General features: G+C 69.4%; 26 protein-coding genes. 17 read left to right on the forward strand and 9 right to left on the reverse strand.

What is annotated here, in order from left to right; genetic code table 11:
- Positions 1-129 precede the first annotated feature (129 nt).
- Positions 130-912 (forward strand): DUF2382 domain-containing protein, encoded by a 783-nt coding sequence (locus tag DFR72_RS24135; RefSeq protein WP_090064995.1) that lies wholly within the window; start codon positions 130-132, stop codon positions 910-912.
- Between the two features lie 60 nt (positions 913-972).
- Here DFR72_RS24135 and DFR72_RS24140 read toward each other — a convergent pair whose 3' ends face one another.
- Entirely contained in the window at positions 973-2,571 is a 1,599-nt protein-coding gene (locus tag DFR72_RS24140; RefSeq protein ID WP_090064996.1) for an AMP-dependent synthetase/ligase, read from the reverse strand.
- A gap of 50 nt (positions 2,572-2,621) precedes the next feature.
- On the opposite strand from DFR72_RS24140, the gene DFR72_RS24145 reads away from it, so the two are divergent.
- Complete coding sequence (locus DFR72_RS24145; protein ID WP_090064997.1) at positions 2,622-3,161, forward strand: TetR/AcrR family transcriptional regulator; 540 nt, start codon at positions 2,622-2,624, stop codon at positions 3,159-3,161.
- Between the two features lie 37 nt (positions 3,162-3,198).
- Entirely contained in the window at positions 3,199-3,807 is a 609-nt protein-coding gene (locus tag DFR72_RS24150; RefSeq protein ID WP_090064998.1) for an alpha-ketoglutarate-dependent dioxygenase AlkB, read from the forward strand.
- Here the strand turns inward: DFR72_RS24150 and DFR72_RS24155 are convergent.
- Entirely contained in the window at positions 3,804-4,883 is a 1,080-nt protein-coding gene (locus DFR72_RS24155) for an SDR family oxidoreductase (RefSeq protein ID WP_090064999.1), read from the reverse strand. The genes DFR72_RS24150 and DFR72_RS24155 overlap by 4 nt on opposite strands.
- Before the next feature lie 132 nt (positions 4,884-5,015).
- Here DFR72_RS24155 and DFR72_RS24160 point away from each other — a divergent pair, with 132 nt between their 5' ends.
- Positions 5,016-5,858 (forward strand): helix-turn-helix transcriptional regulator, encoded by an 843-nt coding sequence (locus tag DFR72_RS24160; RefSeq protein ID WP_090065000.1) that lies wholly within the window; start codon positions 5,016-5,018, stop codon positions 5,856-5,858.
- On the opposite strand, the gene DFR72_RS24165 is transcribed toward DFR72_RS24160, so the two are convergent.
- The 3 genes from DFR72_RS24165 to DFR72_RS24175 all read right to left on the reverse strand — a co-directional run bounded on the left by DFR72_RS24165 (position 5,830) and on the right by DFR72_RS24175 (position 9,524).
- Complete coding sequence (locus DFR72_RS24165; protein ID WP_090065001.1) at positions 5,830-6,399, reverse strand: TMEM175 family protein; 570 nt, start codon at positions 6,397-6,399, stop codon at positions 5,830-5,832. The two genes, DFR72_RS24160 and DFR72_RS24165, sit on opposite strands and share 29 nt — an antisense overlap.
- A 39-nt stretch (positions 6,400-6,438) precedes the next feature.
- Entirely contained in the window at positions 6,439-8,067 is a 1,629-nt protein-coding gene (locus tag DFR72_RS24170) for a PHP domain-containing protein (protein WP_090065002.1), read from the reverse strand.
- A 71-nt stretch (positions 8,068-8,138) separates the two neighbouring features.
- Positions 8,139-9,524, reverse strand: a complete 1,386-nt coding sequence (locus DFR72_RS24175; protein WP_090065003.1) for a PP2C family protein-serine/threonine phosphatase — start codon at positions 9,522-9,524, stop codon at positions 8,139-8,141.
- A 137-nt stretch (positions 9,525-9,661) separates the two neighbouring features.
- On the opposite strand from DFR72_RS24175, the gene DFR72_RS24180 reads away from it, so the two are divergent.
- Positions 9,662-13,807: a HAMP domain-containing protein gene (locus tag DFR72_RS24180; RefSeq protein ID WP_090065004.1), complete on the forward strand. Its 4,146-nt coding sequence runs from the start codon at positions 9,662-9,664 to the stop codon at positions 13,805-13,807.
- 67 nt (positions 13,808-13,874) lie between these two features.
- On the opposite strand, the gene DFR72_RS24185 is transcribed toward DFR72_RS24180, so the two are convergent.
- The gene (locus tag DFR72_RS24185; RefSeq protein ID WP_245983417.1) at positions 13,875-14,243 is read right to left on the reverse strand and encodes an STAS domain-containing protein; all 369 of its coding nucleotides are present in this window, start codon (positions 14,241-14,243) and stop codon (positions 13,875-13,877) included.
- Between the two features lie 104 nt (positions 14,244-14,347).
- Between DFR72_RS24185 and DFR72_RS24190 the strand changes: the two genes are divergently transcribed.
- From DFR72_RS24190 to DFR72_RS24200, 3 genes are all read left to right on the forward strand, one after another.
- Positions 14,348-14,734: an ATP-binding protein gene (locus DFR72_RS24190; RefSeq protein WP_245983419.1), complete on the forward strand. Its 387-nt coding sequence runs from the start codon at positions 14,348-14,350 to the stop codon at positions 14,732-14,734.
- A gap of 21 nt (positions 14,735-14,755) precedes the next feature.
- Positions 14,756-14,989, forward strand: a complete 234-nt coding sequence (locus DFR72_RS24195; protein WP_090065006.1) for a DUF6480 family protein — start codon at positions 14,756-14,758, stop codon at positions 14,987-14,989.
- Between the two features lie 71 nt (positions 14,990-15,060).
- Complete coding sequence (locus DFR72_RS24200; RefSeq protein WP_090065007.1) at positions 15,061-15,408, forward strand: STAS domain-containing protein; 348 nt, start codon at positions 15,061-15,063, stop codon at positions 15,406-15,408.
- Here the strand turns inward: DFR72_RS24200 and DFR72_RS24205 are convergent.
- The gene (locus DFR72_RS24205) at positions 15,397-16,281 is read right to left on the reverse strand and encodes a Ppx/GppA phosphatase family protein (RefSeq protein ID WP_090065008.1); all 885 of its coding nucleotides are present in this window, start codon (positions 16,279-16,281) and stop codon (positions 15,397-15,399) included. The two genes, DFR72_RS24200 and DFR72_RS24205, sit on opposite strands and share 12 nt — an antisense overlap.
- A 109-nt stretch (positions 16,282-16,390) precedes the next feature.
- On the opposite strand from DFR72_RS24205, the gene DFR72_RS24210 reads away from it, so the two are divergent.
- The 3 genes from DFR72_RS24210 to DFR72_RS24220 all read left to right on the forward strand — a co-directional run bounded on the left by DFR72_RS24210 (position 16,391) and on the right by DFR72_RS24220 (position 19,783).
- Complete coding sequence (locus DFR72_RS24210; protein WP_090065009.1) at positions 16,391-17,374, forward strand: alkaline phosphatase family protein; 984 nt, start codon at positions 16,391-16,393, stop codon at positions 17,372-17,374.
- A 64-nt stretch (positions 17,375-17,438) separates the two neighbouring features.
- Positions 17,439-18,365 (forward strand): GNAT family N-acetyltransferase, encoded by a 927-nt coding sequence (locus DFR72_RS24215; protein WP_143086688.1) that lies wholly within the window; start codon positions 17,439-17,441, stop codon positions 18,363-18,365.
- Positions 18,366-18,577: 212 nt separating this feature from the next.
- Positions 18,578-19,783, forward strand: coding sequence for a glycoside hydrolase family 88 protein (locus DFR72_RS24220; protein ID WP_425459913.1), 1,206 nt, complete (start codon positions 18,578-18,580; stop codon positions 19,781-19,783).
- Between the two features lie 40 nt (positions 19,784-19,823).
- Here the strand turns inward: DFR72_RS24220 and DFR72_RS24225 are convergent, their stop codons facing one another.
- Positions 19,824-20,009, reverse strand: coding sequence for a hypothetical protein (locus DFR72_RS24225; protein WP_090065012.1), 186 nt, complete (start codon positions 20,007-20,009; stop codon positions 19,824-19,826).
- A gap of 142 nt (positions 20,010-20,151) precedes the next feature.
- On the opposite strand from DFR72_RS24225, the gene DFR72_RS24230 reads away from it, so the two are divergent.
- From DFR72_RS24230 to DFR72_RS24255, 6 genes are all read left to right on the forward strand, one after another.
- Positions 20,152-20,403: a hypothetical protein gene (locus DFR72_RS24230; RefSeq protein WP_114773744.1), complete on the forward strand. Its 252-nt coding sequence runs from the start codon at positions 20,152-20,154 to the stop codon at positions 20,401-20,403.
- 6 nt (positions 20,404-20,409) lie between these two features.
- A complete protein-coding gene (locus tag DFR72_RS24235) occupies positions 20,410-21,075 on the forward strand; it encodes a response regulator transcription factor (RefSeq protein WP_090065014.1) in 666 nt (221 codons plus the stop codon).
- Positions 21,072-22,352, forward strand: coding sequence for a HAMP domain-containing sensor histidine kinase (locus DFR72_RS24240; RefSeq protein ID WP_090065015.1), 1,281 nt, complete (start codon positions 21,072-21,074; stop codon positions 22,350-22,352). The genes DFR72_RS24235 and DFR72_RS24240 overlap by 4 nt, the downstream gene beginning before the upstream one ends.
- Positions 22,353-22,776: 424 nt before the next feature.
- Positions 22,777-23,400, forward strand: coding sequence for a DUF4360 domain-containing protein (locus DFR72_RS24245; protein ID WP_090065016.1), 624 nt, complete (start codon positions 22,777-22,779; stop codon positions 23,398-23,400).
- 201 nt (positions 23,401-23,601) lie between these two features.
- A complete protein-coding gene (locus DFR72_RS24250; RefSeq protein WP_090065017.1) occupies positions 23,602-24,114 on the forward strand; it encodes a histidine kinase in 513 nt (170 codons plus the stop codon).
- A 275-nt stretch (positions 24,115-24,389) separates the two neighbouring features.
- On the forward strand, positions 24,390-25,016 hold the full coding sequence (locus DFR72_RS24255; protein ID WP_090065018.1) for a DUF4360 domain-containing protein: 627 nt from the start codon (positions 24,390-24,392) through the stop codon (positions 25,014-25,016).
- 91 nt (positions 25,017-25,107) lie between these two features.
- Here DFR72_RS24255 and DFR72_RS24260 read toward each other — a convergent pair whose 3' ends face one another.
- Positions 25,108-25,935, reverse strand: coding sequence for an extensin family protein (locus DFR72_RS24260; protein WP_090065019.1), 828 nt, complete (start codon positions 25,933-25,935; stop codon positions 25,108-25,110).
- Positions 25,936-25,946: the final 11 nt, after the last annotated feature.

The raw sequence follows: 25,946 nt of genomic DNA on the forward strand, positions 1-25,946 counted from the left end.
CTAGGTCCCCCACTCGGCTGAACTGCCAGGCGGGAGCGGGTCACCCGGTCGGTGGGTGACCCGCGATCCGCCCGCGGAGGTGGGTACTTCGCCTGCAGGCAACCAGACCCAAGGCGGAGGGACGGCACGATGATCGATCAGACGCACGTTGAGGCTCTGTACGACTGCGACGTGATCGACAACAGGGGCGAGAAGATCGGCTCGGTCAAGCAGATCTGGCTGGAGGACGGCACCGGCGAGCCCATGTGGGCCGAGGTCCACACCGGACTGTTCGGTCTGCGGCAGAGCTTCGTCCCGATCCAGCAGGGCGAGGTGAGCGGCGGCGGCATCACCGTCCCCGTGTCCAAGGAGCAGGTGAAGGACGCGCCGAGCGTGCACACCGACGACAACCGCATGTCGGACGAGGAGCAGGAGGCGCTCTACCGGCACTACGGGATGATCCCGCACGCCAAGACCGGTGACCACGACCGGATCGACGGCGGGCAGGACCGCAAGCGGGCCGCGATGGAGAACCGCGAGCAGCCGGCGAGGCACGGCAGGCGGGACGAGGGCGCCGAGGTGACGCTCGCCGAGGAGAAGCTGGACGTCGGCACCCGCAAGGTCGAGGCGGGCCGGGTGCGGCTGGTCAAGCACACGGTGACCGAGCAGCGCAACATCACCGTCCCCGTGACGCACGAGGAGGTCCGGGTCGTCCGCGAGCCCGCCACCGGTCAGCCGGGCAGGGCGTTCGCCGACGAGCAGGCCGAGGTCACGCTGCACCGCGAGGAACCGGTGGTGCAGAAGCGCACCGAGGCAACGGAACGGGTCCGGCTGGAGAAGAACGCCGTCACCGAGCAGAGGGACGTCAAGGGCGAGGTCCGCAAGGAACGCGTCGAGGTCGAGCGCGACGGCGAACCGCGCGACCGCCGCTGACCGAACGCCTGGACGAACCGCCCGCCACTTCCGTCGGTGGGCGGTTCGTCCTTTCCTGGCCTAGTACAGGCTGTCGAGCACGTCCGCGTAGCGCCTCTCGATCTCACGGCGGCGCGGCTTGAGCGACGCGGTCAGCAACCCGTCCTCGACGCTGAAGTCGTGCTCCAGCACCGCGAAGCGCTTGATCGTCTCGTGCCGCGCGAGCTGCGCGTTGACGGTCTTGATCGCGTCGCCGACCTCGGACTCCGCGTCGGTGAGCCCGCCGGCGGTGTCCGGATCGAGCGTCACGAGCGCCACGCAGTACTTGCGCCGGTCGCCGTGCACGATCACGTTGCTGATGTACGGCGACGCCGCGTTGATCATGCTCTCGATCCGGGTGGGCGCCACGTACTTGCCGCCCGAGGTCTTGATGAGCTCCTTCTTGCGGTCGGTGATCTTCAACCGGCCCGCGTCGTCGAGTTCACCGATGTCGCCGGTGTGCAGCCAGCCGCTGACCAACGACTCGGCGGTCGCGTCCGGCCGGTTGTGGTAGCCGCGCATGACGCCGGGGCCGCGCAGCAGCACCTCGCCGTCCTCGGCGATCTTGACCTCCATGCCGGGGATCGGCGGGCCGACCGTGCCGATCTTGATCATGCCCGGCCGGTTGAAGAACGTCGCCGCGGACGACTCGGTGAGCCCGTAGCCCTCCAGGATCGTGATGCCGGCGCGTTCGAAGAACTCGGCGATCTCCGGGGCGAGCGGCGCGGAGCCCGACACGAAGTAGCGGATCCGGCCGCCCACCCGGTCGCGCAGCTTGCGGTACACCAGGCGATCCGCGAGCCAGCGCGTCGCCGGGCCGTGGTCGCGGTCGGCCCACCGGAAGATCTTCTCGGTGACGCCGCCCTTCTCCCGCGCGCCCGCGACGATCCGGCCGTGGATCTTCTCGAAGATGCGCGGCGCGGCGGCCACGATCGACGGCCGCAGCTCGCCCAGGTTGTCCACGATCCGCTCCACGCCGCCGTCGACGGCGGTCGGCACGCCCGCGGCGATCATCGCCATCGTGAGCACCTTGCCGAACGCGTGCGACAGCGGCAGCCACAGGAAGTGCAGGTCCGTCGGCTGCAGAATGCCCAGGGACGCAATGGCCTCCGCCGTCGTCAGCCAGTTCTCGTGGGTGAGCTCGACGCCCTTGGGCGTGCCGGTCGTGCCCGAGGTGTAGATCAACGTCGCCAGGTCGTCCGGTGCCAGGTCACCGATCAACGCGTCGTAGTCACCGGAAGCTCGGGGCACCGCCCCGAACCGCAGCACCTCGACGCCGTCCGGCACCAGCGCGGCGTGCTCATCGGTCTCCACGACCACGATCCGGCTGCCGGAGTCGCCGAGGATGTGCGCGACCTCCGCGGCCGTGCTGTTCGGGTAGATCGTCGTGGTGGCGCCACCGGCGGCGAGCACAGCGAGGTCGGTGACGATCCACTCGATGCTCGTGCGGCCCATCAACGCCACGCGGTCGCCCTTGCGCAGCCCCTCCCCGGCCAGCCCGAACGCAACCGCTGCCACCCGTTCCTGCAGCTCGGACCACGTGAGCGAGGCCCAGCCCCCGTTGTCGCGGTACCGCATCGCCTCGGCGTCGGGCGTGCGTGCGACACGATCGCGCAGCAGGCCGGGAATCGACAGCGCCATTGCTTCTCCCCTTCTCTGGAGCGTCGCTCCAGAGCGGTACTCTAACCCGCATGTCCGACCGACGACAGTCTCTCCTCGACGCGGCGCTCGAGCTCGTCGGGGAAGGCGGCCTCGACGCCGTCACGATCGCCGCCCTGACCGAGCGGTCGGGCATGTCGAACGGCAGCATCTACCACCACTTCGGCAGCCGCGCGGGAGTGTTCGCGCAGCTCTACGCCGACAGCTACGGCCGGTGCGTCGCCGCGATGCTGCCCGCGCTGCGGGCCGGGTCGGCCGAGGAGGGCGTGCGCGGCCTGACGCTGAGCTACCTCGACTGGGTCATGGCGAACCCCAGCCGGGCGCGCTTCCTCTACGCCGCACCGGACCACGCCGACCCCGCGGCCAAGATGGCGGAGTTCGCGCCGGTGCTGGCCTGGTTCCTCGACCGGATGGCGTCCGGCGAGCTGCGCACGGTGCCGCCGTGGGCGCTGGAACCCGTGGCGATGGGACCGGCGCACGAGTCGGTGCGCCGGTTCCTGCTGGGGGTGTTCGACCTGGCCCAGGCGCGCGAGATCGTCGCGGACGCCGTCTGGGCCGTGCTGAAGCCCTAGCTGGCCGTAGAACACACGTTCGATTATCCTGCGGTCCATGCGCCAGGGATCGCTGTTCGACCTGGAGACGGAGCCGGAACTGGCCCCGCTCGCCCCGCGCCGCACCGAACTGGGCGACGGCGCGTGGATCGACGTCCAGCCTGGCTGGCTCGCGGGCGCCGACGCGCTGTTCGACCGGCTCGTCGACGAGGTGCCGTGGCGCGCCGAACGCCGCCAGATGTACGACACGGTGGTCGACGTGCCGCGCCTGCTCTGCTTCTACAGCGGCGCGCTGCCGTTCGACGTCCTCACCACGGCCCGCGACGCGCTCTCGCACCACTACCTGGCCGAGCTGAACGAACCGTTCACGACCGCCGGTCTCTGCTACTACCGCGACGGCCGGGACAGCGTGGCCTGGCACGGCGACACGATCGGCCGCGGCGAGACCGAGGACACGATGGTCGCGATCCTGAGCGTCGGCACGCCGCGCGCCCTGCTGCTGCGGCCACGAGGCGGCGGCGAGACGCACAAGTACGCGCTGGGGCACGGCGACCTGCTCGTGATGGGCGGCTCCTGCCAGCGCACCTGGGAGCACGCCATCCCCAAGACCTCGAAGGTCGTCGGGCCGCGGATCAGCGTCCAGTTCCGCCCGCACGGAGTCCGCTAGTGCGGTGGCCCCTGACCTCCACCTGGTATTTCGCCAGTCGGACGGGTGCATCGCGGTGCCGTCCCCGCGTCCCGGGTACTGGACGTACGGGGGCGCGGGGACGGTGCCGCGAGGCGCCCTGCTGAGCGCCGGAAGACCCGGTGGAGGTTCGTGGTCACCGCACTAGCGACCATGTCCTCGGACACCTGCCACACGCGCCGGGCCTCGTCGGCGTCGCGCAGCCGGCTGTAGAGGGCCTGCTCGGCGGGCGGTCCGCTCAGGTGACCGACGCGGCTCGGACCGTAGAAGACTCCTGCGTCGGGCGCCGTCGCGGCGAGCAGGGCCGGGAGCTGGGCGGACTCGACGGTGCCGAGGACGCCCACGGACGACAGGACCCGGATCGCGCGCACGCCGAGCGTGTCACGGGCGCGGCCGACCTCGGGACGGGCGGCGAGCAGGCTCGTGGGCGCGACGCCGGGGTGGGCGAGGTTGCTCGTGATCCCCCAGCCGCCCGCCTCGCTGCGCCGCGCGAGCTCGAGCCCGAACAGGCCGAAAGCGATCTTCGACTGGCTGTAGGCCTTGCCGCCGTTGTACGAGCGTTCCCAGTTCAGGTCGTCCCAGTTGATGGCGTTCTGGTTCGCGGCGATGCTGATCTGCGACGTCACGCGGGCCCGGCCGGCCTTCAGCAACGGCAGCAGGTGCCCGACGAGGGCGAAGTGGCCGAGGTGGTTGGTGCCGAACTGCAGCTCGAACCCGTCCGCGGTCGTCTGCCGTTCGGGCGGGGTCATGACGCCCGCGTTGTTGACGAGGACGTGGATCGGCTTGCCCTCCTCCAGCAACACCGAGCCCAGCGCGGCGACCGAGGCCAGCGACGACAGGTCGAGGGAACGCAACGACACGTCGGCGTCCGGGGTCCGCCGGCGGATCGCGGCGATCGCCGCCTCGCCCTTGCGCTGGTTGCGGACGGGCATGACGACCTCGGCCCCGGCCGCCGCGAGCCGTCCCGCGATGCCGAGCCCGACACCGTCGCTGGCGCCGGTGACCACGGCCCGCCTGCCGGACAGGTCCGGGACCTCGACGTCGAACTTCCTGCTCATCGCGCACTCCCCTGCTCGTCGTGGTGTGTTCCTCCACAGTGGCCGGACCGGCACGGGCGCATCCAGGACCTCTCGCTCCGTGGCTGCGGCGGCGCGCGCACGTTAGAAACGAGGAAGGCGAAGGGAGCCGACGTGATCGACCGAGCAGGCCTGGCCGCGTTCCTGCGCAACCGCAGGGAGGCGTTGCAGCCCGAGGACATCGGCCTCCGGCGCGGACCGCGGCGCCGGACCAACGGCCTGCGCCGCGAGGAGGTCGCCGCCCGGTGCAACATGTCCACGGACTACTACGCGCGCCTGGAACAGGAACGCGGCACGCACCCGTCCGAACAGATGATCGCGGCGATCGCCCAGGGCCTTCACCTGTCGCTGGACGAGCGCGACCACCTGTTCCGGCTAGCCGGGCACAGCCCGCCTTCGCGCGGCGCGATCAGCGAGCACGTCAGCCCCGGCCTGGCGCGGATCTTCGACCGGCTGCACGACACCCCTGCCGAAATCGTCACCGAGCTCGGCGAGACCCTGCGCCAGACCCCGCCCGGCATCGCGCTCACCGGCGACGCGAGCCGGTACACCGGTCCGGCCAGGAGCCTCGGCTTCCGGTGGTTCACCGACCCGGCGTCCCGCGCGCTGTACGAACCCGCCGACCACGGGTTCCTCAGCAGGATGTTCGCTTCGGGCCTGCGCGAAGCCGTGACCCGGCGCGGTCCCGGTTCCCGGGCCGCGCGGTACAGCGAGCTCCTGCTCGCCCGCAGCGAGGAGTTCCGGCGGGTGTGGGACGCCCAGGAGGTCGGCATCCGCCCGCACGAGGTCAAGCGCTACGTCCACCCGAGCGTCGGGGCGCTGGAACTGCACTGCCAGACGTTGCTCGATCCCGGCCAGCACCACTTCCTGCTCGTCTACACGGCCACGCCGGGCAGCGAGAGCTACGAGAAGCTGCAGCTGCTGTCCGTCATCGGAGCCGCTGCACCAACGGGCTGACCAGCAACAGCAGCAGGCCCCAGTAGCTGGTCAACGGCGACAGCACGAGCGCGAGCAGCAACACCGCGGTCGGGACCAGGGCCGTCAGCACCACCCGCCGCGAGAGTCCGCGGGCTTCCACGGCCAGATCCGGGCTGCCGTGCACGAGCAGCGTCATCGCCGTCAGCAGCACACTGCTGACGGCGATCGTGCCGATGTAGAAGAACTGCGTGAAGTGGTCCTCCCCCGGCCTGCCGACGAGCTCGGTCGGGAACGGCAGCACCACGATCGTCAGGATCCAGGCCATGTTCAGCACCACCAGCGGGGCGCTGTACCGCTTCACGTTCTCGAACAGCCGGTGGTGGGTGAACCACAGGTGCGCGATGACCACGAAGCTCAGCAGGAAGCTGAAGATCTGCGGCCAGTGGTGGGAGACCAGCTCGCTCGCGGGCTCGGAACCCGGTTCCGAGGTGATCTCCACCAGCGGCAGCACCAGCAGCGTGATCGCGATGGCGACCACGGCGTCGGTGAAGAGGACCAGGCGGTCGGGCTCGCGCGTCATGGACACCCGACCAACCTAGTCCTCAAAGGACCCCGGACCTCAGACCACGTCGACGAACACCGGGTTGGCGTAGAACCAGAGGTCGGCCCACGGGTCGGAGTTGGCGATCTCGTCGATCATCGGGTCACCGGCCGAGGTGAGCCGCTTGCCGTCACTGCCCCGCAGCCGCAGGTAGAACGACCGCTCGACGTTCTTGAAGGTGTGCGAGAACCGGATCTTGCCGGTGCGCGGCACCTCGAACGTCTTCGTGACGGTGGTCTCCGGCGCGAGGAACAGGTCGCGGTCGGCGGACGGACCGGTGACCGGACCGGAGATCAGGTCGACCTTGGCCAGCACCGGCCTGGTACCGGAGAAGTTCGGTCCGGACGCGCGGTCCACCTCGATGGTGACCTCGACGTCGCCGCCGCGTCGTACGAACGTCCGGCCGCCCAGCGTCACGCCGCGCAGGTCGTCGCGCGAGCGCACGCGCAGCTCCAGGCCGTCGATCAGGCGGCCGTGCACGGTCAGCACCTTGCCCGACTGCAGGCCGCGCATGACGTCCACATAGGACTTCGACCGCGCGCCGACCACGTTCGCGCCGTACTGGCCGGGGAAGAAGTCGCCGTAGGCGGTCTGCTTGACGCCCGAGTCGATCGGGGCGCCCTTCGAGCCGGTCGTGGCGTAGTCCTGCTTGCCCGGCGTGAGGGTGTCGTTGAAGACCTGGTGCACGTCCGAGTTCGCGGTGATCCACCACGGGCGTCCCTCGGCGAGCAGGGAGTCCCACAGGCCGCCGACCTTGGCGGTCATCCAGTCGAAACCGCCGTGGGTGCGGTAGGACTCCGGCGGGTAGCCGGGGAACGACTCCGGTCCGGGTGCGGCCGTGTCGTAGTAGCCGCGCGCACGCCCGGAGCCGCCCGCGGACTTCGGCGTGCCGGCGGCCTGGTGGCCGGGCGCGCCCTCCATGCCGACCGCGACGCCCGGAGCCGCGTCGCGCCAGCCGCGGATCTCGTGCGGGCTGTCCACGCCGCGCCGCGACGGGTGGTTCGCGAACATCAGGGCGATCTCGGTCCGTCCGGAGAGGACCTGCGCCTCCAGGTACCGCAGCGCGGCCAGGGCGAGCGACTCGGCGTTGTTCGCGATGCGGCCGTCGTAGGACAGCTCGAACGCCTTGAGGATGTCGACGGTGTGCTTGCCGGGCGGCATGAACACGGTGGCGTGCTCGGCGCCGGGGATGTTCCACTCCAGGCCCTGGTAGACCAGCACGTCGCGCTGCGAGCGGCGGACGCGTTCGATGTCCGGCGTGATCTGGTCGATCGAGAACTTCTGGTGCGCGACGCCGCCGTGGTCGGTGATGACGACCCAGTCGAGGCCGAACTCGTGCGCCTTCGCGACCTGCTGCGCGATCGTGTACTGGCCGTCGTCGGAGTACTGGGTGTGGATGTGGTGGTCGCCCGAGTACCAGCGCTCACCGCCGCCCCAGGGGTTGACCGGGACGTGCGCCTCGGCCTTGCCCGTGCCGACGGCTCCGGCGACACCGGCGGCACCCGCCGCGATGCCCAGGCCCGCGAGGAACCGGCGGCGCTCGACCGACGCCGGGCGGTCGTCCGCGGGGTCGAGCCAGCTGCCCTCGACCGGCTCGACCTCGTGGTGCGTGTGATCACCGTGCGAGTGATCGTGTGAGTGGGACATGCGCAGATCTCAACCGGTCAAGCTGTCCAGGCGAACGAACGGGAGATGAACCCTTGGACCGGGAACTTCATTCACACGGCCTGGACGGCCAGCAGGGCCAGGTCGTCGTGGTCGTCGTGGTCCAGCCACTTGAGCACGGCCCGCTCGCAGTGCCGCGCGATCTCCTCCGCCGGCAGGCCCTTGCACTCCTTCAGCACCGCCTGCAAGCGCTGCTCGCCGAACAACTCCGTGCGGTTCGTGTGCGCGCGGGCCTCGGTGAAGCCGTCGCTGTACAGCACCAGCGTGTCCCCCGGCGCCAGCGTGACCTGCTCGCCGGAGAACCGGACGTCCGCCAGGATTCCGACGATCGCACCGGTGGCGCTCACCTCGTCGACACTGCCGTCCGCCCGCAGCACCAGCGGCGCGGGGTGACCGCCGGACGCGAGCGACAACCGCACGCCCCCGTCGGCCAGCGGCACCAGCTCACCGACGACGAGCGTGGTGAAGAGCTTCGAGCCGGTGGCGCGCAACGAGGTGTTGAGCAGGTGCAGCAGCCGCACCGGGTTGGTCTCGACCAGGGAGAGCGCCTGCAGCGACTGCCGGACACGTCCACTGTGGACCGCGGCCTCCAGGCCGTGCCCGCAGACGTCGCCCAGCACGAACGTCGCCGAGCCGTCCGTGCGCGGGTGGACGTCGTAGAAGTCCCCGCCCACCAGCGCCCGCTGGTGGGCGGGGATGAACACCGAGGCCAGCGTCACACCGCGCACCTCGGGCAGCGGCAACGGCAGCAGCGCCGACCGCAGCACCTCGATCGTCCGCTGCTGCTCCGTCAGCCTCGACGACGACTCCAGCGCCACGGCGGCGTGCTTGCCGAACAGCCGGATCCGTTCCACGTCGTTCGGCGCGAAGTCGCCCTTGCGCACCACCACGAGCGCACCGCCGACGCCCAGCGGCACGGCCAGCGCACAGCCGAAGTCCTCCGGCACACCCCAGCTGCCTTCACCCAAAGAGGTGATCCTGAGCAGGGTGGACGAGCCGGTCAGGACCTCGGAGATCTCCGAGGCACGGCGAGGCGTGCGCATGACCGTGGGCTCGCCACCACCACAACGCCACCACTCCAGCCGGTCGCGCGTGGCGGGCACGACGGCGACGCAGTGCTCGCCCAGCAACTCCGCCGCGAGCTGCACGATCGTCTTCAGGGTCGCTTCGCGCGATCCTTCGCCGGCGAGCCGCAGATGTGCGTGGTCGAGCGTGGAGTCCGTGACGTACCAGGCACTCCAGCCCTCGCCGAGGTCGTGCCGGCGGCCCGCGACGTGCACGTCGAACTGCCCGCCGAGGCCGAGCCGGGGGAACCGGTCGGCGGCCGCGGCGTTGCGCACGCGCACCACTCCGGCCGCGTCCACGACGAAGACGGCTTCGCGCAGCCCGTCCACCAGGCGCTGCCAGCCGTCGAGGTCGATGCCCACGGCGCTGCTCATCCGCTCTTGTCCTGCGCAGCCGGCCGGGTCATCACGGCCTCCTGCGGGTCGTTTGCGTGCATCGCGGCATCAAGTTACCTCGCTCCCAACCTAACGTGGCAGTCTTGGCTGCGACCACCGAGGCACGGAGGCTTGGAGTGACCACGGCCAACGAAGAGACGGACGCGACCCTCGAACGGGTGCTCTCCGCCATGAGAGATCTGCGTGACGGCAACTTCCGCCGCAGGCTCGTCGTGCCGGGGAACGGGCCCGTGTCGGCCCTCGCGGACGTTTTCAACGAGATCGCGGAACGGAACCAGTGGCTCGCCGGTGAGCTGGGCCGGGTCCGCCAGGCGGTGGGCCAGGAGGGCCGGCTGACCGAACGGGTGGCGCCCGCGGGCACCGCCGGTGGCTGGTCGCTGATCGCGGACTCGGTGAACGGCCTGGTCGAGGACCTGATGCGGCCGACGACGGAGCTGAGCCGCGTGCTCGCCGCCGTCGCCGAGGGCGACCTGACCAAACGCATGTCGGACCAGACGCTGCGCGGTGAGTTCGCCACGCTCGGCTCGACGGTGAACGGCCTGGTCGACCAGCTGTCGTCGTTCGCCGACGAGGTCACCCGCGTCGCCCGCGAGGTCGGCACGGACGGCCGCCTGGGCGGCCAGGCGAAGGTGCCCGGCGTCGCCGGCACCTGGCGCGACCTGACCGACAACGTGAACTCGATGGCGAACAACCTGACCAACCAGGTCCGCAACATCGCCCAGGTCGCGACGGCGGTGGCCACCGGCGACCTGACGCAGAAGATCACGGTCGACGTCTCCGGCGAGATGCTGGAGCTGAAGAACACGCTGAACACGATGGTCGACCAGCTGTCGTCGTTCGCCGACGAGGTCACGCGTGTCGCGCGCGAGGTCGGCACGGACGGCAAGCTCGGCGGCCAGGCGAAGGTGCCCGGCGTCGCCGGCACCTGGCGCGACCTGACCGACAACGTGAACTTCATGGCGGACAACCTGACGACCCAGGTCCGCAACATCGCCCAGGTCACGACCGCGGTGGCGCTCGGCGACCTGACCCAGAAGATCACCGTCGACGCGCGCGGCGAGATCCTCGAGCTCAAGTCCACGATCAACACGATGGTCGACCAGCTCAGCTCGTTCGCCGACGAGGTCACCCGTGTCGCGCGTGAGGTCGGTTCGGACGGCCGCCTGGGCGGTCAGGCGCAGGTGCCCGGCGTCGCCGGTACCTGGCGCGACCTGACCGAGTCGGTGAACGTCATGGCGAACAACCTGACGACCCAGGTCCGCAACATCGCCTCGGTCACCACCGCCATCGCGCGGGGCGACCTGACGCAGAAGATCACGATCGACGCCCGCGGCGAGATCCTCGAGCTCAAGACGACGATCAACACGATGGTCGACCAGCTCAGCTCGTTCGCCGACGAGGCCACCCGCGTCGCCCGCGAGGTCGGCACGGAGGGCAGGCTGGGCGGCCAGGCGACGGTGCCGGGCGTCGCGGGCACCTGGCGCGACCTGACCGACAACGTCAACTTCATGGCGAACAACCTGACCAACCAGGTCCGCAACATCGCGCACGTCGCCACCGCCGTCGCGAACGGCGACCTGTCGCAGAAGATCACCGTCGACGCGCGCGGCGAGATCCTGGAGCTCAAGTCCACGCTGAACGTGATGGTCGACCAGCTCAGCTCGTTCGCCGAGGAGGTCACCCGCGTCGCCCGCGAGGTCGGCACCGACGGCCGCCTGGGCGGTCAGGCCCGCGTGCAGGGCGTCGCCGGCACGTGGAAGGACCTGACGGACAACGTCAACCTGATGGCGGACAACCTGACCAACCAGGTCCGCAACATCGCCGCCGTCGCCACCGCCGTCGCGAACGGCGACCTCTCGAAGAAGATCACCGTCGAGGCCAAGGGCGAGGTCGCGGCCCTCGCCGAGACGCTGAACGGCATGGTCGACACGCTCCGCGCGTTCGGTGACGAGGTCACCCGTGTCGCCCGCGAGGTCGGCACCGAGGGCATCCTGGGCGGCCAGGCCCGCGTGTCCGGTGTCGCCGGCACGTGGAAGGACCTCACCGACTCGGTGAACTTCATGGCGGACAACCTGACCAACCAGGTCCGCAACATCGCCCAGGTCACCACGGCGGTGGCCCAGGGCGACCTGACGAAGAAGATCGACGTCTCGGCCCGCGGCGAGATCCTGGAGCTCAAGACCACCATCAACACGATGGTCGACCAGCTCAGCTCGTTCGCCGACGAGGTCACCCGCGTCGCCCGCGAGGTCGGCACCGAGGGCAAGCTCGGCGGCCAGGCCGAGGTCGACGGCGTGGCCGGCACGTGGTCGAAGCTGACCGACAACGTCAACCAGCTCGCCTCGAACCTGACCACCCAGGTCCGCGCCATCGCCGCCGTCGCCACCGCGGTGACCGCGGGCGACCTGACCAGGCAGATCACCGTCGACGCGTCCGGCGAGCTCGCCGAGCTCAAGGACAACGTCAACCAGATGATCGCGAACCTCAAGGAGACCACGCGCGCCAACCGCGAGCAGTACTGGCTCAAGACCAACCTCGCGCGCCTGTCCGGTCTGATGCAGGGTCACCGCGACCTGCGCGCGCTGGCGTCGTTGATCATGAGCGAGCTGACGCCGCTGGTCAGCGCCCACCACGGCGCGTTCTTCCAGATCGAGGAGGACGAGTCCAAGCACTCGCTGGAGCTGACCGCGACCTACGGCTTCCGCCTGGACACCGCCCGCACCACCCACGTGGCCATGGGCGAGTCCCTGGTGGGCCAGTCGGCGCTGGAGAAGAAGACGATCCTGGTCACCCAGGTCCCCGGCGGCTACCTGACCGTCTCCTCGGCGCTGGGCGAGTCGGCCCCGGTGAACCTGGTGATCCTGCCGGTCCTGTTCCAGGGCGAGACCCTCGGCGTGATCGAGCTCGCGTCCCTCAACGAGTTCTCCGACGTCCACCTCGACCTCCTGGACCAGCTCAAGGAGGCCATCGGCGTCAACGTGAACACGCTGCTGGCCAACTCCCGCACCGATGCCCTCCTGGTGGAGTCCCAGCGCCTCACGACGGAGCTCAGGGCCGGTTCCGAGGAACTGGAGGACCGCGCGCGTCAGCTCCAGACGGCCTCGAAGTACAAGTCCGAGTTCATGGCCAACATGTCCCACGAGCTCCGGACGCCGCTGAACTCGCTGCTGATCCTGGCCAAGCTGCTCGCCGACAACCTCGACGGCAACCTCAACCCCAAGCAGGTCGAGTTCGCCCGCACGATCCACTCGTCCGGCTCCGACCTCCTGCAGCTCATCAACGACATCCTCGACCTCACCAAGGTCGAGGCGGGCCACATGACGCTGCACGAGGACCCGGTCCGCCTGGACGAGCTCGTCCGCTACGTCGAGACGTTGTGCCTGCCGCTCACGGCCGAGAAGAACCTCGAGTTCTCCGTGCGCGTGGACCCGAACGTGCCGGAGACCCTCCACACCGACGAACACCGTCTTCAGCAGATCCTCAGGAACCTGCTCTCGAACGCGGTGAAGTTCACCCATGACGGTGGCATCCGCCTGCACGTGCGCATGGACGACCCGTCCACCGTGGCGTTCGACGTGCACGACACCGGCATCGGCATCCCGGCCGAGAAGCTGGCCGTCATCTTCGAGGCCTTCCAGCAGGCGGACGGCACCACGTCCCGCAAGTACGGCGGCACGGGCCTGGGCCTGTCCATCAGCCGTGAGCTGGCACAACTGCTCAACGGCGCGCTACGGGTCCGCTCAGAGCCGGGAATCGGCTCGACCTTCACCCTGTGCCTGCCGCTGGGCAAGGTCGTCTCGGACACGATCGTCCTGCCGGAACCGACCCCGATCGTCACCCCGGCGCCGGTGCTGGCCGCCTCGGCCTCGATCCGCTTCCACGGCGAGAAGGTCCTCGTGGTGGACGACGACCTGCGCAACGTCTTCGCGCTCACGAGCGTGCTCGAGCTGGTGGGCCTGGAGGCGATCTTCGCCGACAACGGCATCACGGGCGTGCGGGCCCTCGAGCAGTACGACGACGTGGCCATCGTCCTGATGGACATCATGATGCCCGAGCTGGACGGCAACGCCACGATCTCGGCGATCCGCGCGATGGAGCGCTACGCCGACCTCCCGGTCATCGCCGTCACGGCCAAGGCCATGAAGGGCGACCGCGAGAAGTCCCTGGCCTCGGGTGCCACCGACTACGTCACCAAACCGGTGGACACCGAGCACCTCATCCGCCTGATCGCCTACTACCTGGGCGTGTCGGCGGAGGCCTGAGGCACTCGACGGGCCCGCGCGGACGGGGCGAAGCCGGAGACCGGCCGCCCTTCCGCGCGACGCGGCCTCAGCGGGCCGAGTCCACCGCCTCCTGCACGGCCACGTCCACCGACTCGTGCAGGCTCAGCACCTCGGCCACGTCGGCCAGCTCGAACAACCGCCGGACCGGCGCCTGGGCGGCGGCGATCCTCAGCTGCCCGCCGGCCTCGGCCAGGCGGCGGTGCCAGTCCAGCACCAGTGCCAGCCCGGTCGAGTCCATGAACGCGAGTTCGGCCAGGTCGAGCACCGCGTGCGCCCCGGTCACGTCCTCGTCGAGCCTGGCCGACAACAGGGGGACGGTGTCGATGTCCAGTTCGCCGGCGACGGCGAGCACTCGCCATCCCCGCTGGACATCGCTGCCGACGTTGAGCTCCATCGTCGCCGTTCCCTTCGCCACGCCCGACTCGTGCGACCCAAATCGTGCAGCACGACGTTCGACCATGCGACCACCGGGGGGCTGAAAGATCCGAACGACGCGCCGGATGTGCGACGATGCGCTTTGTGTTGAACGACCCACTGGCAGAGGTGCGGGTGATCCTGACCGCCGAGGGCGGTTCGTGTGCTCGTGCACGTCAGGTGGTGCGCGAGGCCGCCGCGTCGTGGGGGCTGTCCGAGGATCTCGTCGACGACGCGCAGCTCGTCGTCACCGAACTGGTGTCCAACGGCATCGACCACGGTGAGGGCCCGATCACACTCGTCGTGAGCCGGAAGGCGGGCGGCATGCTCGTCGAGGTGCACGACGAGTCGCCGGCGCAGCCCCAGCTGAGACCGGTCGATCCCAGCAGCCCGCGCGGGCGCGGCATGCAGCTCGTGCAGGCGCTGAGCGTGAAGTGGGGCACGAAACCGCAGAACAGCGGGAAAGTGGTCTGGGCTCAGCTAGAAGCGTGAAAACGGGGTACCTCCACCCTTATGACCGCTCTTCCGCCCGACCCCGAACCCGACCTCACGCCTGGGAAGGAACCCGGCGGCGGGGTGAACCCAGGAGAAACCCCTCCGGACTCCGGGTCGACCACCGCGGGTCTGTCCCACCACGAACGGACTCCGCCCAAGGCGACCGCCGGACGAATAGTGATCGCGATCATCGTCCTTTTCGCGCTGCTGGTGGCCGCGATGCTCCTGACCCGCGCTTTCCTGCTCGTGTAGCCGCGGCTCCGAACGTTTCAGGTTGTGGGCGTCCGGAGGTGGCGCGTACGGTCGGTGCGGACGGGAGTCTTATGAACCAACTCAGGCAGAGAACTACCTACGTCCAGTCCATTCCGATCGTCGCTCTCACCGGCGAGATCGACATGATGTCGTCGGCACCGGTGACCAGCAGGCTCGCCGAGCTGCTCGACCGCAAGCCACCCGCGTTGGTCGTCGACCTGCGGGAAGTCCGCTTCTTCGGGTCCGAGGGCATCCGCACGCTGGTGGAGGCACAGCACCAGGCGGACGAGCTCGGCATCAAGCTCGGCGTCGTCAGCGACAGCAGGATCGTCCTGCGTCCGCTGCAGATGACCGCGGTCGACCAGCTCTTGCTGCTGTTCGCCGACCTCGAGGACGCCGTCACCGCGTTACGCGGCTGACGAGCTCCGCGCCCGGGATCGTTCCACCAGGGAGAGCAGCAGCCCTTCCTTGGTGGACCACGGCGAGATGTCCACGACGTCGTGGCCGGAGACCTTCATCAAACCCTCCGCGACCACCGCGCCCGCCAGCGACTGCTGGGCCCGGTGGCGCGAGATCCCCGGTAGAGCCGCGCGTTCGCGCACCGACAGCTTCGCGAGCCGCGGAATCCACTTCTCCAGGTCCTTGAGCCGCAACTGGCGCGGCGCGTAGGTGCCGTTGCGGGCGCCGGCGAGGCGGGCCAGCTGTTCGAACACCTTCGAGCACCCCACGGCGTGAGCGCTCTCACCCCACGGGAACGCGGACTCGAGGCGCTGCGCCACCTCCACGCGCATCTCCGTGACGGTCAGACCGGTGCGGGTCAGAGTCCTTGCCCCCAAAGGCAACGACACCGCGCGTTCCGGCTCGGCGCTGGAACCGGCGGCGAGTTCGACGGTGCCACCGCCGACGTCCAGCACGACCATGGGACCCGCGCTCCAGCCGAACCAGTGCCGGGCCGCCGCGTACGAGAGACGCGCTTCTTCCTTGCCCGACAACACCTTCAGCTCGACGCCGGTGCGTCTGGCCACCTTGCGGATGACTTCGTCGACGTTCGCCGAATCACGCACGGACGACGTGGCGAAGGGCAGGAACTGGGTGTCGCCCGCCTTCTTGCGGGCGGCGAGCACGGCGGCGCAGAGCGACTCGACGCCCTCGCGGCTGATGGCTCCGTCCGCGTCCAGTTCCCGGTCCAGCCGCAGCCGGACCTTGTGGGACACCAGCGGACGCATGAGGTCTCGTTCCACGACCACCAGGTGTGCGCTGAAGCACCCGACGTCCAGAACTCCGACCGCCATCCGCCACCTTCCTTCTACCAAGTCTTCTTTACCCCATCGGCAGTCATTGTGCGGAACTCAGGCCCCGAACGAGCAATCTTGACCCGATGAGATGCGTTACAGTCACCGAATGTCACTGGCGGAGATACCTTCCCGGCTCGAACACGCCCTCGGCAAGGCACATTCCGGCGTGATCGTGCTGGCGGTCGACGGTCTCTCGTCGGACGTGGCCAAACAGTCCTGGCTGTCGGCCTCCATCGCCACGCTGTCCTCGACGGTGCCGCCGACGTCCGCGTCGGCGTTGCTGACGGCGCTGACCGGCGTTCCCGCCGACGTCCACCGGGTGCCGGGTTCGGTGTACCGCAACGGATCCGGGCTCGTGCACGCCATGAACGGCATGCCCGCGATCCCCGCGCTGCCGACGGTGCTCGAAAGGCACGGCGCGACCGTGCTCGCCCGCGAACTCGACCTCCTCGAAGGAACCTGGGCGCAGGCACTGCTTCGAGGGTGCACCCGGATACCCGCGCCCGCCAGGCACAAACTCGTGGCGCAGTCCGAGGACCCGCCGCTGCTCGTCGCCAACGTCGTCGCGGATCTCGACAAGGCGCTCAAGGACGCCCGGTTCCTCTGGACGTACGTCAACATCGACGACCACGTGCACCGCCACGGTTACGACGAGTCGGTGCACGAGGCCATGCTCCGACTGGACGCGCACGCTTCCCGTTGGGCCGCACAGGGTTGGACCGTCGTGGCGCACTCCGACCACGGCATGGTGCCCGTCGACCCCGATCCGGAACTCGTCGAGGCCTGGGACGCGATCGTGCGCGAGGAGTGCGTCATCCCCTCCGGCGGCGCGGGGCGCATGCGCTGGCTCTACCCGAAGGCCGACCGCCTGGAGGTCGTTTTCGACCGCGTGGCAACGACTCTGGGCGACACGGCGACCATCCACCACGCCACCGATCTCGGCCTGCCGCAACCCGAGGCCGGGCCGGTCGTCGCGGTGGCCGCGTCGCCGCGGTTCCCCCTCCCGGACCCCTCGGTGCGCTACGAGCACGGTGGCCTGAGCCGCGACGAGATCGACGTCCCCTTCGCCGTCTGGCAAGCCGTACAGTGAGTGCGTGCACGTCGAATTCTCCAACAGCATAAGGGAAATCGATTCTGCCGATTGGGATTCGGTGGTGCGCCAGGCAGGTGCACCGGTGTTCTACCGGCACGCGTTCGTCAGTGCCTACGAACAGTCCCCGCTGACGACCGTCGACGCGTTCGCGTACTTCGTGGCGCGCGACGGCGGCACACCGGTGGCCGTCATGCCCGCCTACCTCCAGACGGCCGCGAACCCGTTGCGCCTCCTGCACGAGGTCTACCCGGAGGCGGTCGGTGAGCCCGCGCTGCTCAGCCACACCTGGCACTGCTACGACGCGCACGTGCCCGCCACCACGCAGGTGCTGCCGAGGTTGCTGGACTCGATGATCCGCACGGCGTCGATCCTCGGTGCGCGCTGGTGCGGGTTCATGAACGTCCAGCGCGGCGGCACCCTGTCGCAGGCACTGCGCGCGGCCGGCCTGCCCGCACGCCACCTGACGGACCGGTGGGCCACCGGCCTCACCACCTACGAGCAGTACCTCGCGGGCCTGAGCCTGCGGGCCAGGGCGAACCTGCGCCGCAACGAACGAAGATCGGCCGAGGCCGGCGTCACCGTCGAGGCCCTCCCCGTCGACCACGCCTCGCTCGACGAGATCACCCTGCTGTGCGCCAAGACCGCCAGCCGCTTCGAGGACAACGGGTACCACCCCGGCACCACCTTCGCGAGGTTCGTGGCGGCGCTGGGCGACCTGGTGCACGTGATCGAGGTGCGCCAGCGCGGCAGGCTCGTCGCGGCCGGCGTCTGCCTCACCGACGCCACCCGCTTCCACACCTGGACCTGCGGCGTCGACTACGGCGTGGAAGGCAACTACAGCCCGTACGGCGCGCTGTTCGCCGAGTCGGTCCGGCTCGCGATCCGGCTGGGTCTCTCCACGCTCGAGGGCGGCCGGGGCAACGCACCGTTCAAGCGGCGCCACGGCCTGAGCCCGCGCCACCTCGACGCCGTTCTCTTCCGCACCTGAACACCGAATTGTTCACAAGGGTGAACAATTAGTTTTACAACGTCGGAATCCAGGAAGTTCATATATCTGATCAACCTCGACATCCGCCTTTACGCTGTTCAGCGGCATCGGACAAGACGAAAGAATCAATTTTTGACGCACCTTTACATTCCTTGATCCGATCTGGCAGGGTGACGCCGGGCGCAAGACGAAGAAAGGGACTGGACGGTCTCGTGAATCTGTCTCGACGCACCCTTCTGGCGTCCGCGGCGGCCACTCCCCTGCTCTCCGGAGCAGGCATGGCCATCGGTGCGGGAGAAGCAGCCGCTTCGCCCGCCACCCTCCGTGCGGCCCTCGACTACGGCAACACGAAGCTCAAGGCGGTCGCCCCCGGCATCACCTCGTTCCCGGAGATCACCAGGGCCGAGAAGTGGACCTACGTCGCCGATGGCGGCTGGGTCGGCGGCTTCTGGCCGGGCACGCTGTGGCTCGCGCACCTCGACAGCGGCGACGCCCAGTTCCGCGCGCTCGCCGAGGCCGCCAACGACCGGCTGGCACCGCGGCGCCTGGACCCGCGCGACCACGACCTGGGGTTCCTCTTCTACCCCTCCTGGGTCACCGCGTACCGGCTCACCGGCGACACGAAGTGGCGTGACGGCGCCATCGACGCCGCCAACACGCTGATCCAGCGCTGGAACGCCACCGGCAAGTTCATCCGCGCGTGGGGCAGGCTAGGCACGCCGGGCAACGCGGGCCGCGTCATCATCGACACGATGATGAACCTGGACCTGCTCGCGTTCGCCACCGAGCAGACCGGCGACCGCAAGTTCCTGGACATCGCGATCGCCCACGCCAGGACCACCCAGACCCACTTCCTGCGCCCGGACGGCTCGACCCCGCACGTGTTCGACTTCAACCCGGACACCGGCGCGGCCATCGGCCCGAACACCGTGCAGGGCTACAGCCCGACGTCTTGCTGGGCGCGCGGCCAGGCGTGGGGCATCTACGGCTTCACGACCATGTACCGGCGCACGGGCCTGCGCGAGTTCCGCGACACCGCACGCAAGATGTCCGACTACGCGCTGTCGGTGCTCACCCCGGACGGCGTGCCGGTGTGGGACTACCGCTCGCCGCTGGGCGTCAACGACATCAAGGACTCGTCGGCGGGCGCGATCATGGCGTGCGGCCTGCTCGACCTGGCCAAGGCCACCGGCACGAGCCGCTACCGCGACCGGGCGCTGAGGATCCTCGACGGCCTGGTCGCCACCTGCCTGACGACCAGGTCGGCGCGGGCCGAGGCGATCCTGGCCCGCGGCACCCGCAACCGCCCGTCCGAGGACGGTGTGGAGATCTCGCTGCCGTACGGCGACTACTACCTGTACGAGGCGATCCTGCGGGTGCTCAAGCCCACGCAGATCGCCAAGGCCATCGGCCTCTAGCGAGCGCCGTGGCCTGAAAGGTCGGCCGCAAGATTCCGCTCTACTGCTCGATCACCTTCGCCGTCGGTCCGTTGTCCCAGGTCGCTTCCAGCCTGGACAACCGGCCGGCGGCGTTGCGGAAGTTCACCACCAGCGGCCCGCCGGGCTGTTCCACGGACACCGAGTACCCGTCCGAGGGTGTGGCCGACAGCGCCTGCACCCCCTGCGGCCGGTAGCGCACGACCACGTCACCGCCCCGCAGGTGGAACGCGTGGACGTAGGAACCGTCCGCCTGCCATTCCCCCTGCGGAGATTGAGCCGAGGGGGGACGCGCATCCGTACTACTGGGAGGAGCCGGAACAGATGACGTGGTGACGACAGGAGGCCTGGTGGACGAAGGCGTGACAGGCGGAGGCGGGGTGCCGGCGGAGGCACCGGGCTCGGGTACCGGGACGGTCAGCGAGGTGATGGTCGGCATCGGCAGCACGGCCGAACCCGTCGCAACTCCCGCGACGGCGATGGGCGCGGGTTCCATCGCCCACCGGATGCCGAACCACGACAGGCCGACGGCGACCGCGGTCACCACCGCCCAGGCGACCAGGTATCCGACGGACCGTCTCACTGCGGCAATCCTCCTGTAGCGGCTCATGGCATCAGTACTGCTGGTCGAAGACGACCCGGTGGTGCGGGCGGCGATCACCCGCGCTCTCACCGGCCAGGGCCACATCGTGCACGGTGTCGCGCTCGCGATCGAGGCCTTGCGGGAAGTCACCGCGAACGACTACGACGTCGTGGTGCTCGACCTCGGGCTCCCCGACCTCGACGGCGGTGACGCGCTGCGGATGATCCGGGGCGTCACGAACACCCCGGTGGTCATCGCGACCGCCCGCGACGACGAGGCCGGCATCGTCCGGCTGCTCAACGCGGGCGCGGACGACTACCTCGTCAAACCCTTCTCCAGCGAGCACCTCGAAGCCCGCCTGCAGGCGGTGCTGCGGCGTGCGCGCGACAACAAGCAGCTCGTGATCGGCGGCCTGGAGATCGACGTGCACCTCCGCAGGGCCACAGTGGACGGCCAGGAGCTCTCCTTGACGCACAAGGAGTTCGAGCTGCTCTCCTACCTCGCGGCACGGCAGGGGGAGGTGGTGCCGCGGGCGGAGATCCTCGCCAGCCTCTGGCCGTCCCACCGCGACGACCAGACGCTCGACGTCCACCTGTCCTGGTTGCGCCGCAAGCTCGGTGAGCGAGCCGCGCAGCCGCGTTATCTGCACACGGTGCGGGGGGTCGGCGTGCGCATGGTCGCTCCGCAATGAGGCGGTCACTGGTGCTGGTCGCTCTCGCGGCGACCAGCATGGTGGCGCTGGCGTTCCTCATCCCGCTGGCGATCGTCGTGAAGAACTCCGCGTACAACCGCGCTCTGAGCGAGGCCGAGAAGCAGGCCAACGCGATGACGCAGACGTTGCTGATCACGCGCAAGCCGCAGGAGATCCGCCAGGTGATCAGGAGCACCCGGTACGGCGCTCAGCAGCGGCTGGCCGTGCACCTCAGCGTTCCGGCCACCACCTACGGCTCCTCGCACATCACCGCCGCGGACCTGCAGAAGGCCCAGAAGCTCGCGACGGCGTCCACGGTCGAGAAGCCCGACGGCGTGGCCTACCTGCAACCGCTGGCCACCAGCGAGAGCGGCATCGCGATCGTCGAGGCGTTCGTGCCGCACGAGCAACTGACCCACGGCGTGATCGGCACCTGGTGGGTGCTGGCGGGAGTCGCGGTCGGCCTGGTCGCCGGTTCGGTGCTCGTGGCCGACCGCCTGGGCGCACGGGCCGTCAAAGCCACCAGGGCGTTGGCCGAAGGCGCGCGCCGGATGGGCCAGGGCGACCTCACGGCACGTGTGGCGGTGAAGGGGCCACCGGAGTTCGAGGAGGTCGGCAAGGCCTTCAACGCCATGTCCGAACGCGTCCGGCACCTGCTCGCCGCCGAACGCGAGGTGGTCGCCGACCTCTCGCACCGCCTCAGAACGCCTCTCACGGCCCTTCTCCTGGACGCGGACACGCTCGGGAACGGTCCGGGGGCGGACCGCGTCCGGGAGGCCGTCCAGGGCCTCGAGAGGGAGGTCGACGAGATCATCAAGATCGCCCGCTCCGGCCTGCAGCCCGACGACAGCGGCGCCGACGCGGCGGAGGTGGTGCGCGACCGGCTGGTGTTCTGGTCCGCGCTCGCGGACGACCAGGAACGGCCCTGGACCGTGCGCGGCGCCGACCGGCCCGCCCCCGTGCCGCTGTCCCGAGCCGATCTCGCGGCCGCGCTGGACGCGTTGCTGGGCAACGTCTTCCGCTACACGCGGGAGGGCACGCGGTTCGCCGTGACGCTGGTGCACCAGGCAGATCTGGTGGCGCTGGTGGTCGAGGACGCGGGTCCGGGCATCGCGGACTCCGCCCAGGCGGTGCGGCGTGGCGCCAGCGGCGGTGGTTCCACCGGGCTGGGCCTCGACATCGCCCGCCGTGCCGCGGAGGCCACGGGAGGTTCTCTCCACGTCGACCGCGGTCCGCTGGGCGGTGCACGCGTGCAATTGAGGCTCCGGAGGCTCTAGGACCCCTGTGGGGGCCGAAAGACGAACACCGCCGGCGGCGCCGGACCGTGGGACGGGTCCAGCGCCGCCGGCGGGCACCGGCCGGCTGCGCGGCACCGCTGCCGCACCACCAGGTCCCGAGCAGGAGGGAGGAACCCGATGAGCAGTGCGCGCTTGCCTTTCCCACACCGGTGTAACGAGGTGGATCAGCCGGGGCTCTCGGCGCCAGGTGTGGGGACCAGCGTATTCAGTCGGTCTGGGTCGGATCGGTTTTTGCGATCTGACATGAAGTTAGCCGACCGCCGATCGTCCCCAATCCTCCATTCAGACGATTAATCTGTTTTAAATATATTTAAGTTCGCCCGGTCGGTCGTCCACGACTTAAGTGAATTTAAGATAGCGTCACCCGCACGCCGCCATCCGTGCACAATTCGGAAGGCAACTCATGCTCAGTGCGATGGCAGCCGCGGGTTTGACACTTTCCCTCCTCGTCGCCCCGGAGGCGCCGAGCACGGCCGATGTGGTTCCGCCCGGCAAAATCACGGTCGACGTCGTCACGGTGAACGGTTCCGGCTGTCCCGCCGGAACGGCCGCGGTGGCGGCTTCCGACGACAACACGTCATTCACGGTGACTTACAGCGACTACACCGCCCAGGCCGGTTCCGGGTCGGCACCGACGCAGTTCCGCAAGAACTGCCAGCTGAACCTGCGCGTGCACTACCCGCAGGGCTTCACGTTCGGGATCGCGAAGGCAGACCACCGCGGGTTCGCGCACTTACCCAGAGGCGCGCGCGGCGTGCAGCGCGCCAGCTACTACTTCGCCGGTTCGCCGTCCACGGGAACGAGCACGCACGACATCGCGGCACCGACGAGCGACAACTGGCAGTTCACCGACGCCACCGACGTCGCGGAGATCGTGTTCGCCCCGTGCGGCGCGGTGCGGCACCTGAACGTGAACACCGAGCTGCGGGCATTCACGAACTCGGCGAACCAGCCGGCGTTCGTGTCGATGGATTCCACGGACGGGAGCGTCAAGACCCGCTATCAGTTCGCCTGGAAGCGATGCTGACCCGAGATGATCACAGAGGGGGCCCAGCGCTATACTCACAGTGAGCAACGGGCCTCCTCTTCGTGACCCACACGTGACTTTTGACGGGTGAGTCAACCGGACCATTGCTTCCCGCGTATACCCATGTAGATTCCCGCTCACCGTGACGGCCATTCGGGTGACTGTCGCGGAGTCGCGCGCCGCACGCGAATCGGAGGCAGCATGCAGGCGAACACCCAGACCGCCCAGGTCGACGACCTGACACTCATCGCGCTGCCCACCGCGGTGAACTGCGCGGATCTGTTCGTGCGCTTCACCTTGGGTGAATGGCGCCTGCGCAACATGACCGCGGAGTGCTCGGCCGTCGCCTGTGCGCTGGTCGAAGCCGCCATCGAGTCAGCTGATCCGAAGACGTCGCGGCTGATCACGCTGCGACTGCGACTGAGCGGCGACTACCTCGTCGTCGAGCTGGAGGCGGCCCGGTTCATCATGCCGCCGACGTCTCCGGACCTGCGCACCGGCGAGCTGCAGCTCGGCAACGGCACCAAGCTGATCTGGTGCGAGCTGGCCCTGCCGACGGGCGTGAACGCCAACGCGGTGCCGCTGCCCCGGCGTGAGAAGCGCCGCTCCCCCGCCGCGGAGGCGCTGGGCGACGAGCCGGACGTCGATCCCGAGCTCATCCAGCGCATCCTGTTCGGCCTCGGTGGCTCGATGGGCAACGGCCACCAGCGCTAGAACCGGTTTCACCCGAAGGCGCATCCAGCCGCGGATGCGCCTTTGTCGTGTGCGCGCTCTCATAGCGGTGGACGCTTCACCTATGGACTTCGCAACCCAGAAATAACCGCTTCGCGTCAATCCTGGGCGCCAATTCACCCGGCCCGGCGAAAACAATTCTTGGTGCTCTCGCCCACGATGTTGGGCTGCTTGGCGGACGGTTCGTCAACTACCTTTCCGATACGGTCTCGTACCACGCCGCCCGAACTGTCCTGCACATTCGGAAAGGTGTCGCAATGATCAGCATGATGGCCGCAGCCGGCTTGGCTCTGTCCACCATCGTCATTCCCCCGGTCGCCGACCCGCCCCCGCCGGGCCAGATCACCATCGACGTCGTCACGGTCATCGGCTCCGGCTGTCGCGCCGGTACGGCCGCCGTCGCCGTCTCCCCCGACAACAAGGCGTTCACGGTCACCTACAGCGACTACCTGGCGCAGGTGGGCCCCGAGTCGCGGCCGACCGATTTCCGGAAGAACTGCCAGCTGAACCTCAAGGTGAACGTTCCCGGCGGATTCACCTACGGCATCGCCCAGGCCGACTACAGAGGATTCGCCCACCTCGAAAAGGGGGCGAAGGGCACGCAGAAGGCGAGCTACTACTTCCAGGGCATGTCGGACAACGACCAGCGGTCCAAGACCTGGAGCGGCGCGCTGAGCGACAGCTGGCAGGTCACCCACAAGACCGACATCGCCTCGATCGTCTACCACCCGTGCGGCGCGAAGCGGAACTTCAACATCAACACCGAGCTGCGAGTGGACAAGGGCACGTCCGACCCGAAGAAGACCAGCTTCATGGCCATGGACTCGACGGACGGCTCGATCGAGACCGTCTACCACTTCAACTGGAAGAAGTGCCCCAAGTAGTCCGTCACGTCAGCTGAACGGCGCCCTCGCACGGCAAGGCCGGAGCCCAGGAGGCATGGGCTCCGGCCTTGCCGGTTCCTGCTGACGCAGATCAGATGTTCTGGTTCGCGAACCCCTTGGTCGCGATCTTCGACAGCATCCCCTGCCACACCGAGGTGCTGGTGTGCGGGTCGCCGGTCACGCCGAGCGCCGACTTGAGGCCGTTGAACGCGCTCGTCGTGGCAGGGCCCCAGATGCCGTCGATCGCGAGGCCCGAGCCGCGGAAGTTGTTGCAGGTGCCCTGGACGAACTTGGTGTCCGCCTCGGAGTCCTTGAGCACGCGGACCGGCATGCCGCCGAAGTCGGCGTGGATGTGGTCGCGGTGGTCGGCGTTGTACCAGCCGTCGAGCACGTAGCGGAACCGGCGGCGGGTCACGGCCTCCGTCGCGAGGTAGCGCTTGCGCAGCGCGGCGCTGCCCGACGCGTGGTGCTGGTCGAGCGGCGAGGTGACGTTGCCGCCTGACCAGCGGACGTGGTCGAGGTCCATCGCGGTGCCGGCGCCGTGCTGGCCCGCCTTGTTGACGTAGAAGCCCGCCGAGACGATGTAGCTGATCGAGCCGTAGCTCGACGAGAGCGAACGCAGGTCGCGGATCCACGCGACGAGCGCGTTGTAGAACGCGTCGGTGGCCTGCCAGTTGCGCGCGGTCGTGTTGCCGCGGCTGGAACGCCAGTAGTAGACGGGAGTGCCGTCGATCTTCTGGAACGTCATCATCGCCAGCGCGCCGGCCTCGGCGGCCTCGATCTCCGCGGGCGAGTGCTGGTCGTTGGGCATGGGGGCGGCACCGGCCAGCCCCGGCGCGATGGTGGACAGGCCGGCGAGACCGGCGACCGCGGCCGCGCCCGTGACGAAGCCGCGCCTGGTGACGTTGTTCTCGAACACCCCAGTACTCC

Source organism: Lentzea flaviverrucosa (assembly GCF_003350445.1).
GTDB lineage: Bacteria > Actinomycetota > Actinomycetes > Mycobacteriales > Pseudonocardiaceae > Lentzea > Lentzea californiensis.